We start from the raw sequence: 12,116 nt of genomic DNA, 5'->3' as shown, positions 1-12,116 counted from the left end.
GGTATTAGCGTAACAGCAGATAAATCGATTCGTCTCCGCGGATGATATTCAGAGCCAGCACAGTAGGCTTGGCTTCCAGTATCTTGCGCAACTGAGCGATGTTTTCCACGCGTTCACGGTTAACGCCGATAATGACGTCGCCTTTCTGCAGACCGATTTTATCCGCGGCGCTGTCTTTGGCGATGTTGTCGATCGTCACGCCTTTGCCGCCGCTCTTCAACTGACCGTCGGTCAGCGTGGCGCCCTGCAGGCCTGGAGACAACGTTTCCGCATTAGTGGACGCATTGGCGCTATTATCCAGAACGACGGTAACTTCTTGTTGTTTACCCTCGCGAATCAGGCCGATCTTCACGGTTTTTCCCGGTGCGGTGGTGCCCACTTTGGCCCGTAGCTCGGCGAAGCTGTTGATCGTCTTGCCGTCCAGAGAGACCAGGACGTCGCCTGCCTTAATACCGGCTTTGGCCGCCGCCGATTTCGGCAAGACTTCGCTGACGAAAGCGCCGCGCTGCGCGTCGACCTTGAAAGCCTTGGCCATTTCAGAGGTCATTTCGCTGCCTTTGATACCTAACAGGCCGCGTTTGACTTCACCGAACTCCAGCAACTGCTGGGTCAGGTTCTGCGCCATGTTGCTGGGGATCGCAAAGCCGATGCCGATATTGCCGCCGCCGGGGGCCAGAATAGCGGTGTTAATCCCGATCAGCTCGCCGTCCAGGTTGACCAGCGCGCCGCCGGAGTTGCCGCGGTTAATGGAGGCATCGGTCTGAATGAAGTTTTCCAACCCTTCCAGATTCAGCCCGCTGCGACCCAGCGCGGAGATGATGCCGGAGGTAGCGGTTTGACCCAGACCGAAGGGGTTACCGACGGCGACGGCGAAGTCGCCGACGCGCAGCCGATCAGAATCCGCCATCGTCACAGCAGTCAGGTTTTTGGCGTCGTTCAACTGAAGCAGAGCGATATCTGTTTGCGCATCGCGACCGATGAGCTTGGCGTCGTATTCACGGCCGTCGTTCAGCTGTACGCGAATTTTGTCAGCGTTGTTGATGACGTGGTTATTGGTCAACACGTAGCCTTTGGCGGCATCGATGATGACGCCGGAGCCAAGGCCTTCAAACGGACGGCTCTGTTTTTCGGCCGGCGCGTTGGGACCAAAAAAGAACTTAAACTCTTCCGGGATGCGCTGATTCTGAACCTGAGTGCCTTCCACATGGACGCTGACCACGGCGGGCAGCACTTTTTCCAGCATGGGAGCCAGGCTTGGCAGCGATTGACCGGCGACGGCTGCAGGCAGAGCGGCTTGGGCTACAGGCAGTGAAGACAGGGACAGTCCGATACTAATGGCTAGTGCGCTGAATAACATCGATGTCTTTTTCATTGATTGTTAACTCTCTCTCTCGACCTGAGTAGTAATAAAATGATGATATATAAACTCAATCTTGTGGTGAAGAGTCAGACCGACTATTCCCGTGTAAAGTTCACTGCTGTTTTATGCGCGAAATGTAAGGGGCAGCCTGTGCTGCGGAAGAAAAGGGCGGGGCAAGGAATGCCCCGCGCGTAGAGAATGAGTGGAATTATTTACGCAGCGGCATTTCGCCGCGCAGCAGCCCAGAGGCGTTTTCCGAGTAATCACGCGGGGGCATCTTCACCGGCACCTGATCGTTGTCTGATTCGGCTTCCGTCAGACGATAGTTGAACGGATTTTCGCGTGACTGCCCCTCCGGCAGGAGATCGTTCGAGCTTTTAGCCATGTGCTGATACAGCTTGCGGTAGTCGTCCGCCATATTATCCAGCAGCTCAGCGCTATGGGCAAAATGGCTCACAAGCTCCTGACGATATTGCTCCAGATCGGCTTTGCTCTTCTCCAGCTCGTGTTGCAGTACCTGCTGCTGGCGCAGCTTGCGATTGCCGAAGCGCATCGCTATCGCTCCGATGATGACACCGATAACAAATCCAATCAGCGCATACTCCCAGGTCATAATGACTCCTATTTGACTTCGTTGTTCCGTCGTATTTTTCACTTAATTGTAGTCACTATAACCGTTAAGCTTGTCAGAGTGGAGTCCTGAAACAGGATGTAATAAAGCAGTGGGTGACGGTGGGCTGTCGTAAAAGCGTTAACTGCTCTGATTTAGCCGCTAAACTGAGATTTTTCAACCATAAAAGACGGATTATCTCCTCTTAATAGGGATCTGGCCGCCATGCAGAATAGGACGCCGATAACGCTTTACCAACAGGCTTTAGCGACGCAGGATTATCAGCCGGATGAGGCGCAGCGCCAAACGGTGCTGCGGCTTGAGGATATTCACCGTGCGCTGACGGCGCGTCAGCAGGCGTCGACAGCCCGCGAGCCGCGAGGCTGGCTCCAGCGTCTTGGCCGAAAAAAGCTGCCAGCGCCGGTTGAGGGACTCTATCTATGGGGCGGCGTGGGGCGGGGCAAAACCTGGCTGATGGATCTGTTTTTCCACAGCCTGCCCGGCGAACGCAAACTGCGTCTGCATTTCCATCGCTTCATGCTGCGAGTTCACGAAGCGCTGAATCGGCTACAGGGACACGAAAACCCGCTGGAGCAGGTGGCGGATGAATTCAAAGCGCAGGCCGATGTGCTGTGCTTCGATGAATTTTTCGTCTCCGATATCACCGATGCCATGCTGCTGGCCGAGCTGCTCGGCGCGTTGTTCAAACGAGGAATCACGCTCGTGGCGACGTCCAACATCCCGCCGGACGATCTCTATCGCAACGGCCTTCAGCGCTCGCGCTTTTTACCGGCCATTGCGCTGATTAAACAGCATTGCGCCGTGGTGAATGTTGATGCGGGCATCGATTATCGACAGCGAACGCTGCGGCAGGCCCACCTCTATTTTTCTCCGGTTGATGAGCATGCCGATGATGCGATGCGGCAAATGTTCACGGATCTGTCTGGGCACATTCCCAACGGCGAAACGCTGGAGATCAATCACCGCGCGATGCCTGTGCTGGGCAGCCGTAACGGCGTGCTGGCGGTAAGCTTCGCTACGCTGTGCGCCGATGCACGCAGCCCGAACGATTACATTGTGTTATCCCAGCGCTATCACTGTGTGCTGTTGCATCACGTCACGGTAATGGGCGAGGCGGAAGAGGATGTCGCGCGTCGTTTTCTGGCGCTGGTCGATGAATTTTACGAACGCCGGGTGAAGCTGATTATGTCGGCGCAAGTGCCAATGTCGGATCTTTATCGGGGCGCACGTCTGGTGTTTGAGTACCGCCGCTGCCTGTCCCGGTTGCAGGAGATGCAAAGCGAAGACTATCTGCAATTGCCCCATCTGTCATAAGAGGCATCACTGCCTTTTCTATCAATGTGGTAGAAAAAAGGTCGATTTTTGATGTCGGCTTCTCTATAATCCTGCGACCCCACGTTACAACAAAGTTTTTTTCCCGAAACTTTAATCGTGCTGGCAATAGCTATTCGAAGGGGTAGGTTTGCTGGACTAGATAGCCGTGTGAACCTCAACACTGTTTATTGAAGCGTTTGTGTGTTCACCAACGTGTAACTTAAATTGGGTAAGCTTTTAATGAAAACTTTTACAGCTAAACCAGAAACCGTAAAACGCGACTGGTACGTTGTTGATGCGAGCGGTAAGACTTTGGGCCGTCTCGCTACTGAACTGGCTCGTCGTCTGCGCGGCAAGCATAAAGCGGAATACACTCCGCACGTTGATACTGGTGATTACATCATCGTCCTGAACGCTGAAAAAGTTGCTGTCACCGGCAACAAACGTTCTGACAAAGTGTACTACCACCACACCGGCCACATCGGTGGTATCAAACAGGCGACCTTTGAAGAGATGATTGCCCGCCGTCCTGAGCGTGTGATTGAAATCGCGGTTAAAGGCATGCTGCCGAAGGGCCCGCTGGGTCGTGCTATGTACCGTAAACTGAAAGTTTACGCGGGTAACGAGCACAATCATGCGGCACAGCAACCGCAAGTTCTGGACATTTAATCGGGATTATAGGCAATGGCTGAAAATCAATACTACGGCACTGGTCGCCGCAAAAGCTCCGCCGCTCGCGTGTTCATCAAACCGGGCAGTGGCAACATCGTTATCAACCAGCGCAGCCTGGATCAGTACTTCGGTCGAGAAACTGCCCGCATGGTAGTTCGTCAGCCGCTGGAACTGGTCGACATGGTCGGCAAACTGGATCTGTACATCACCGTTAAAGGCGGTGGTATCTCTGGTCAGGCTGGTGCTATCCGTCACGGTATCACTCGTGCACTGATGGAATATGATGAGTCTCTGCGTTCTGAGCTGCGTAAAGCTGGCTTCGTTACGCGTGATGCTCGTCAGGTTGAACGTAAGAAAGTCGGTCTGCGTAAAGCACGTCGTCGTCCTCAGTTCTCCAAACGTTAATTTCCGGCTGCTTTGCAGCGAAATCAACGTCAGAACCCGGTGCTCGTCACCGGGTTTTTTTTGCCTGTTTTACTGCGTGTCTAAAAAATTCTTTTTAATTCTCTATGGTTAACGATGAATTGGCGCTTATCCCCCCCCAAAACGCACAAAATCTGATACACTAATCGCCGGTTTTGTACCTGTTTGCCAGCTAGTAAGTTTTGATAAAACGACAGCTGTCGTCAGCGGTTTCTTACTCCAGTAAGAAGTTCAAACGCGGCAAGGCCTGCAGGATAATATTCGATCGGTTCTATGCCGTATTTTCTCGATAAACTTGGAGGTTTTCATGGCTGTCGCTGCCAACAAACGTTCGGTAATGACGCTGTTTTCCGGCCCGTCCGATATTTTTAGCCATCAGGTACGTATAGTACTGGCGGAAAAAGGAGTGAGTGTCGAGATTGAACAGGTAGATGCGGATAATCTGCCGCAGGATCTCATTGACCTCAACCCGTATGGTTCCGTCCCGACGTTGGTGGATCGTGAACTGACGCTGTATGAGTCCCGCATCATCATGGAATATCTGGATGAGCGTTTCCCGCATCCGCCATTGATGCCCGTCTATCCGGTCGCTCGCGGCAATAGCCGTCTGATGATGCACCGTATTGAGCAGGACTGGTATTCGCTGTTGAAAACTATCTCCACCGGTACGACGTCGCAGGCCGATGCAGCTCGTAAACAGCTGCGCGAAGAGTTGCTGGCGATTGCTCCAGTATTTAATGAAACGCCCTATTTCATGAGCGAAGAGTTCAGCTTGGTCGATTGCTACCTGGCTCCGCTGTTGTGGCGTTTGCCGCTGCTGGGCATCGAATTGAGCGGTTCTGGCTCCAAAGAGCTGAAAGGCTACATGACGCGCGTCTTTGAACGTGATGCTTTCCTGGCTTCCCTAACCGAAGCCGAGCGTGAAATCCGGTTACAGACCCGAGGTTAAGCGATATGGCTCTGTCTCAGCTATCACCACGCCGTCCGTACTTGTTGCGAGCCTTTTATGACTGGTTGCTTGATAACCAACTGACGCCGCATCTGGTGGTGGACGTCACGCTTCCCGGTGTGCAGGTGCCGATGGAGTTCGCCCGCGATGGACAGATAGTTCTCAACATTGCGCCGCTTGCGGTGGGCAATCTTGAATTGGCTGATGACCTTGTGCGCTTTAACGCGCGCTTCGGCGGCGTACCTCGTCAGGTTATGGTGCCGATGGCGGCTGTCATGGCGATTTACGCCCGTGAAAACGGCGCTGGCACCATGTTTGAGCCCGAACCCGCCTATGAGGCCGGTGGGGACGCTGTTGACGCGCTGGTGCAGGACGATGAGCCACACAAGCCGTCGTTGCGCACGGTCGAAGATGTTGAAACGGTTACCTCCGGCGACGAAATGCCGGATGACGAGCCTCCTTCGCCGCCCCGCGGCGGACGTCCTGCGCTGCGGGTCGTGAAGTAACTCAGAACCAAAGGGCACGGCTCCGGTGCCCTTTTTTATATTCACAAATCCATTTCGCCGTCAGTGCGGCTCGCACCTGTTTACAAGCAGCTGACGCCGGTGACCTATTTCGTGCCGGTAGGACTGTTCGGCAGCGATGAGAACACCCGCATGGTGTCGCAAATCTATATCGACAAAAAGCCGAGCTTTTACGCCTTTACCCAGCAAACGCCGGAAATGACGGAGCAGGATATTTTGGATTCGTATCAATCTCAGGGTTAGCCTGGCCCGCCAGTAAAAAGGGCAGCCCGATGGCTGCCCTTGTTCTATCAAGGATCGTCAATCAGACTTCGAGATAGTTTAGGATCCCGTCTGCGGCCTTACGGCCTTCAGCAATGGCGGTCACGACCAGGTCCGACCCGCGCACGGCATCTCCGCCGGCGAAGATTTTCGGGTTGCTGGTCTGGAAAGCGCTGTCGTTCTCTTCCGGAGCGACGATACGTCCCTGATCATCCAAGGCCACATCGTGCTCGACCAGCCAGTCCATTCTGTGCGGGCGAAAGCCGAATGCCATGATGACCGCATCAGCCTCCAGAATGTGCTCGGAGCCCGGTACGATCTCCGGTCGGCGACGCCCGTTGGCATCCGGCGCACCCAGTTCGGTGCGCGCCATACGAACGCCGCAGACCTTGCCCGCTTCGTTGATTTCGATGCTTATCGGCTGCAGATTGAAGCGAAATTCAACCCCTTCCTCACGTGCATTCTTCACCTCACGGCGGGAACCCGGCATGTTCTCTTCGTCACGACGATAGGCGCAGGTCACATGAGTAGCGCCCTGACGGATAGAGGTGCGCACGCAGTCCATTGCCGTATCGCCGCCGCCCAGCACCACGACGCGTTTGCCCTCCATTGATACGTAGGCTTCCGGCGCGGCTGTTTCGAAGCCCATCAGCTGCTTGGTATTGGCGATCAGGAATGGCAGTGCGTCGTAAACTCCCGATGCATCTTCATTTTCCAACCCGCCGCGCATGGACTGATAGGTGCCCACGCCCAGGAAAACGGCGTCGTGGTTGGCCAGCAGGTCATTCAGTTGTATGTCTTTTCCGACTTCAATATTCAAGTGGAATTCAATGCCCATACCGGAGAAAATTTCGCGGCGTTTGGTCATCACGCTCTTTTCCAGCTTGAAGGCGGGAATACCGAATGTCAGCAGGCCGCCGATCTCAGGATGTCGGTCGTAGACATGCGCTTTGACGCCGTTGCGGGCCAGAACGTCTGCGCAGGCCAGACCGGCCGGACCGGCGCCGATGATCGCCACGTTCTTGCCGGTGGCCTGAACGCCGGACATATCCGGTTTCCAGCCCATTTCAATGGCTTTATCGTTGATGTAGCGCTCAATGTTGCCGATCGTCACCGCGCCGAACTCATCGTTCAGTGTGCAGGAGCCTTCACACAGGCGATCTTGCGGACAAACGCGCCCGCAGACCTCAGGCAAGCTGTTCGTCCGGTGAGAGAGCTCCGCGGCTTCGATAATACGTCCCTCATTGGCAAGTTTCAGCCAGTTGGGGATGTAGTTATGCACCGGACACTTCCATTCGCAGTAAGGGTTGCCGCAGGACAGACAACGGTCTGCCTGAGCTTTGGACTGACTTTCTGAAAATGGTTCGTAAATTTCGATAAACTCAATCTTACGTACTTTCAGCGGTCTCTTCGGCGGATCTACGCGCTGTAGGTCGATAAATTGATAAACATTTTGACTCATGATGACCTCTTACTGCGCCAGAACCCGCAGCTCAGCTGCGGAACGACTACGATGACCCAACAGCGCCTGTACATCACTGGACTTCGGTTTCACCAGTGCGAATTTCGCCGCCCATACCGGCCAGTTGGCGAGGATGTCTTCGCCGCGTGACGAGCCGGTGTGCTGAACATGTTCGGTGATCATGCCGCGCAAATGTTCTTCGTGGATCGCCAGGCTATCGACATTCAGGACTTCGACCAGCTCCGGATTGACGCGCTTACGGAATTCACCGTCCTCATCCAGCACGTAGGCGAAGCCGCCGGTCATCCCGGCGCCGAAGTTCACGCCGGTGCGTCCCAGAATACAGACGATGCCGCCCGTCATGTACTCGCAGCCGTTGTCGCCAATGCCTTCCACCACCGTGATGGCGCCGGAGTTACGCACGGCGAAACGTTCACCTGCGCGCCCGGCAGCGAACAGTTTGCCGCCGGTGGCGCCGTAGAGGCAGGTGTTGCCGATGATGCTGGCTTCGTGGCTGCGGAAGGCCGAGCCGACGGGCGGACGGACGGCGATCATGCCTCCCGCCATGCCTTTACCGACATAGTCGTTGGCGTCGCCGGTCAGCGTCAGCTCCACGCCGCCGGCGTTCCAGACGCCGAAGCTCTGGCCTGCGGTGCCGGTGAAGTAGGCTTTGATCGGATCGCTCGCCAGCCCCTGATCGCCATATTTCTCGGCGATGGCGCCGGAGAGCGTGGCGCCGACGGAACGGTCGGTGTTGCGAATGTCGAAATAGAACGTTTTGCTCTGTCGGGCTTCGACGTGCGGCAGCGCCTGTTCGTGCAGTGCTTTATTCAACAGCCCCTGGTCAAACGGCGGGTTGTTTTCGGTGCAGTACAAGGCTTTGCCCGGCTGCGGCGTGGCGGTTTTCAGCAGCGGCGCCAGATCCAGCTTGTTCTGCTTGGCGGTAAAACCGTCCAGCTCCGTCAGCAGATCGGTGCGGCCGATCAGGTCCACCAGTTGGCTGATGCCCAGTTCGGCCATTAGCTCGCGGGTTTCCCGCGCGATGAAATGGAAGTAGTTGATCACGCGTTCCGGCAGGCCGTGATAGTGATCGCGGCGCAGCTTGTCGTCCTGCGTCGCCACGCCGGTGGCGCAGTTGTTCAGGTGACAGATACGCAGGTATTTGCAGCCGAGTGCGACCATCGGTCCGGTGCCAAAGCCGAAGCTTTCCGCCCCCAGAATTGCGGCTTTGATGATGTCCAACCCGGTTTTGAGTCCGCCATCCACCTGCAAGCGAATTTTGTGGCGCAGGCCGTTGGCCACCAACGCCTGCTGTGTTTCCACCAGACCCAGCTCCCACGGACAGCCCGCATACTTCACGGAGGTCAGCGGGCTGGCGCCGGTGCCGCCGTCATAGCCGGCGATGGTGATCAGGTCCGCATAGGCTTTCGCCACCCCGGTGGCGATGGTACCTACGCCGGGTTCGGACACCAGCTTCACCGAAATCATCGCTTTCGGGTTGATTTGCTTCAGGTCGAAAATCAGCTGCGCCAGATCTTCGATAGAGTAGATATCATGATGCGGCGGCGGCGAAATCAGCGTCACGCCGGGAACGGAATAACGCAGTCTGGCGATGTAAGGCGTGACCTTGTCGCCCGGTAACTGACCGCCTTCGCCCGGTTTTGCGCCCTGCGCCACTTTAATCTGAATCACGTCGGCGTTGACCAGATAGGCCGGGGTGACGCCGAAACGGCCGGAGGCCACCTGTTTGATGCGGGATACCTTGTTAGTGCGGTAACGCGCCGGGTCTTCGCCGCCTTCGCCGGAGTTGGAGTAGCCGCCCAGCGTGTTCATTGCCTCAGCCAGCGATTCGTGCGCTTCCGGACTGAGCGCGCCGATGGACATGGCGGCGGTGTCGAAGCGTTTGAACAGCTCTGATGCGGGTTCTATCTGATCGAGAGCGATTGCCGTACTTTTCTCCTGCGGCTTGACGGCCAGCAGGTCGCGCAGCGTTGCCGCCGGACGTTCATTGACCAGTTTGGCGTAGTGCTGATAGTCGCTGTACTCGCCGCTTTGGACGGCGGTCTGCAAGGTTTTGACCACGTCGGGGTTATAGGCGTGATATTCGCCGTTATAGACGAATTTCAGCAGGCCGCCGTGCTCGAGCGGCTGACGTTTCAGCCAGGCACGTTTAGCCAGATTCTGCAAATCCTGCTCGAAGTCACTGAAGTTGGCGCCGCCGATGCGGCTGACCACGCCCGGGAAGCAACTGCGGGCGACGTCCTGATGCAGACCGACCGATTCGAACAGCCGGGAGCAGCGGTAGGACGCCACGGTCGAGATGCCCATTTTGGACATAATCTTGTACAGGCCTTTGTTGATGCCGTTGCGGTAATTCAGCATCACCACGCGGTGCGGTTTATCGATAGTGCGGTTATCCACCATGCGCGCCAGCGTTTCATAGGCCAGATACGGGTAAATCGCGGTGGCGCCAAAGCCCAGCAACACGGCGAAATGGTGCGGATCGCGGGCGCTCGCGGTTTCTACAATGATGTTGGCGTCGCAACGCAAACTCTGTTCGACCAGACGGCTGTGAATGGCTCCCACTGCCATTGGGGCGGGCACCGGCAGGCGATCCTTGGCGATCGCACGGTCGGTCAGCACCAGTAACACCGTGCCGTCGCGCACTTTGCTTTCCGCTTCGTCGCACAGTTTCTCAATCGTTTCCTGCAGCGACTGCTGCTGAGGATCGAAGGTGAGGTCAATTTGGTCGGCGCGGTAGTGCTCCTGATCCTGATGGATCAGCTGATTGAAATCGGAGTAGAGCAGAATCGGCGATTTAAAACTCAGGCGGTAAGCCTGTCCTTCCGCTTCGCTGAAGACGTTCATTTCACGGCCGATGCAGGTGGCGAGCGACATCACGTGTGCTTCACGCAGCGGGTCAATCGGCGGGTTGGTGACCTGCGCGAACTGCTGGCGGAAGTAGTCATAGACGATGCGCGGACCGCTGGACAGTACCGCAAACGGCGTATCGTCGCCCATCGAGCCGGTGGCTTCCTGGCCGTTCTCGCCGAGTACGCGCAGGATCTGGTCCAGCTCTTCGTTACTGTAGCCGAATTGCTTCTGGTAGGCCTCGAGCTGCACGTCGTCCAGATCGCGCCGTCCGACCTGATCGTCCGGCATCTCTTCGAACGGCACCAGACGTTTAACGTTTCTTTCCATCCACTCTTTGTAAGGATGGCGGCTTTTCAGATCGTTGTCGGTTTCGCCGGAGTGAAGGATGCGTCCTTCCTGCGTGTCGATCACCATCAGTTCGCCGGGACCAACGCGGCCTTTTTCCACCACTTCATCCGGCTGGTAGTCCCAGATCCCGACTTCGGAAGCACAGGTGATCAGCTTGTCGGTGGTGATGACGTAACGCGCCGGGCGCAGCCCGTTGCGGTCGAGGTTACAGGCGGCGTAGCGACCGTCTGACAACACGATGCCCGCCGGACCGTCCCACGGCTCCATGTGCATGGAGTTGAAGTCGAAGAACGCGCGCAGCTCAGGATCCATGTCAGGGTTGTTCTGCCAGGCGGGCGGCACCAGTAGACGCATGGCGCGCACTATGTCCATACCACCGGCGAGGAACAGCTCCAGCATGTTGTCCAGCGAGCTGGAGTCCGAGCCGGTTTCATTGACGAACGGCGCGGCGTCGCGCAGATCCGGGATCAGCGGTGTTTTAAATTTGTAAGCGCGCGCACGCGCCCACTGGCGGTTGCCGGCGATAGTGTTGATTTCGCCGTTGTGGGCCAGATAACGGAACGGCTGCGCCAGCGGCCAGCGCGGCACGGTATTGGTTGAAAAACGCTGATGGAACAAGCAGATGGCTGATTCCAGGCGAAGGTCGGCCAGGTCCAGATAAAAGCGCGGCAGATCCGCCGGCATGCACAGACCTTTATAGATCGTCACCAGATTGGAGAAGCTGCACACGTAGAAATCGTTATCCTGCACGCGTTTTTCAATGCGGCGACGGGCCATAAACAGGCGTCGCTCCATATCGCGCTGGCGCCAGCCGGCAGGGGCGTTAACGAAAATCTGTTCGATACGCGGCAGGGAGGAGAGGGCGATTTCACCCAGAACATCCGGATTGGTCGGCACTTCGCGCCAGCCCAGAACGGACAGCGTCTCGTTCTGCAGCTCTTCTTCCACAATCCGGCGGGTCGCTTTAGCGACCTCTTCGTCCTGGCTGAGGAACATCATGCCGACGGAGTAATTTTTCGCCAGCCGCCAGCCGCGCTCTTCCGCCACCAGACGGAAGAAACGGTCGGGCTTCTGAAGTAACAGGCCGCAGCCGTCGCCGGTCTTGCCGTCGGCAAGGATCGCACCACGGTGCTGCATACGGGCCAGTGCGTGAATGGCGGTACGCACGACCTTGTGGCTCGGCTCACCTTCTATATGGGCGATTAGTCCGAAGCCACAGTTGTCTTTTTCATGGGATGCATCGTACAACATATGAATGAACCTCCCCAGGCTCTGTATGACTACCTCATCGCCAGCTC

Annotated in this window: 10 protein-coding genes; 6 read left to right on the top strand and 4 right to left on the bottom strand. The window is 56.7% G+C overall.

Translation table 11 applies throughout. The annotated features are described in order from the left end of the window. Nucleotides 1–4 precede the first annotated feature (4 nt). Together degQ and zapG are read right to left on the bottom strand one after the other, a co-directional pair. Nucleotides 5–1,372: a serine endoprotease DegQ gene (gene degQ / locus I6N93_RS15550; protein ID WP_085685798.1), complete on the bottom strand. Its 1,368-nt coding sequence runs from the start codon at nucleotides 1,370–1,372 to the stop codon at nucleotides 5–7. Between the two features lie 196 nt (nucleotides 1,373–1,568). Continuing rightward, nucleotides 1,569–1,973: a Z-ring associated protein ZapG gene (gene zapG / locus I6N93_RS15545; protein ID WP_085685796.1), complete on the bottom strand. Its 405-nt coding sequence runs from the start codon at nucleotides 1,971–1,973 to the stop codon at nucleotides 1,569–1,571. A gap of 222 nt (nucleotides 1,974–2,195) precedes the next feature. Between zapG and zapE the strand changes: the two genes are divergently transcribed. The 6 genes from zapE (at nucleotide 2,196) to I6N93_RS15515 (ending at nucleotide 6,116) form a co-directional block, all read left to right on the top strand. After that, complete coding sequence (gene zapE, locus I6N93_RS15540) at nucleotides 2,196–3,305, top strand: cell division protein ZapE (RefSeq protein WP_085685794.1); 1,110 nt, start codon at nucleotides 2,196–2,198, stop codon at nucleotides 3,303–3,305. 240 nt (nucleotides 3,306–3,545) lie between these two features. After that, nucleotides 3,546–3,974, top strand: a complete 429-nt coding sequence (gene rplM, locus I6N93_RS15535; RefSeq protein WP_026740709.1) for a 50S ribosomal protein L13 — start codon at nucleotides 3,546–3,548, stop codon at nucleotides 3,972–3,974. Between the two features lie 15 nt (nucleotides 3,975–3,989). Further along, nucleotides 3,990–4,382: a 30S ribosomal protein S9 gene (rpsI, locus tag I6N93_RS15530; RefSeq protein WP_026740710.1), complete on the top strand. Its 393-nt coding sequence runs from the start codon at nucleotides 3,990–3,992 to the stop codon at nucleotides 4,380–4,382. Nucleotides 4,383–4,707: 325 nt separating this feature from the next. Beyond that, nucleotides 4,708–5,349 carry a stringent starvation protein SspA gene (gene sspA / locus I6N93_RS15525; RefSeq protein WP_085685790.1) on the top strand — a complete coding sequence of 214 codons (642 nt, stop codon included), beginning with the start codon at nucleotides 4,708–4,710 and terminating at the stop codon, nucleotides 5,347–5,349. Nucleotides 5,350–5,354: 5 nt separating this feature from the next. Next, complete coding sequence (gene sspB / locus I6N93_RS15520; RefSeq protein WP_085685788.1) at nucleotides 5,355–5,855, top strand: ClpXP protease specificity-enhancing factor; 501 nt, start codon at nucleotides 5,355–5,357, stop codon at nucleotides 5,853–5,855. Nucleotides 5,856–5,954: 99 nt separating this feature from the next. Further along, on the top strand, nucleotides 5,955–6,116 hold the full coding sequence (locus tag I6N93_RS15515) for a hypothetical protein (RefSeq protein WP_158088398.1): 162 nt from the start codon (nucleotides 5,955–5,957) through the stop codon (nucleotides 6,114–6,116). A gap of 61 nt (nucleotides 6,117–6,177) precedes the next feature. Here the strand turns inward: I6N93_RS15515 and I6N93_RS15510 are convergent, their stop codons facing one another. Together I6N93_RS15510 and gltB are read right to left on the bottom strand one after the other, a co-directional pair. Continuing rightward, nucleotides 6,178–7,596, bottom strand: coding sequence for a glutamate synthase small subunit (locus I6N93_RS15510; RefSeq protein WP_085685786.1), 1,419 nt, complete (start codon nucleotides 7,594–7,596; stop codon nucleotides 6,178–6,180). A gap of 9 nt (nucleotides 7,597–7,605) precedes the next feature. Beyond that, the gene (gene gltB / locus I6N93_RS15505) at nucleotides 7,606–12,069 is read right to left on the bottom strand and encodes a glutamate synthase large subunit (RefSeq protein WP_085685784.1); all 4,464 of its coding nucleotides are present in this window, start codon (nucleotides 12,067–12,069) and stop codon (nucleotides 7,606–7,608) included. Nucleotides 12,070–12,116 lie beyond the last annotated feature (47 nt).

The organism is Lonsdalea populi, from assembly GCF_015999465.1.
In the GTDB taxonomy this organism is placed as follows: Bacteria; Pseudomonadota; Gammaproteobacteria; order Enterobacterales; family Enterobacteriaceae; genus Lonsdalea; species Lonsdalea populi.
This window is presented reverse-complemented; position numbering and strand designations above follow the sequence as displayed.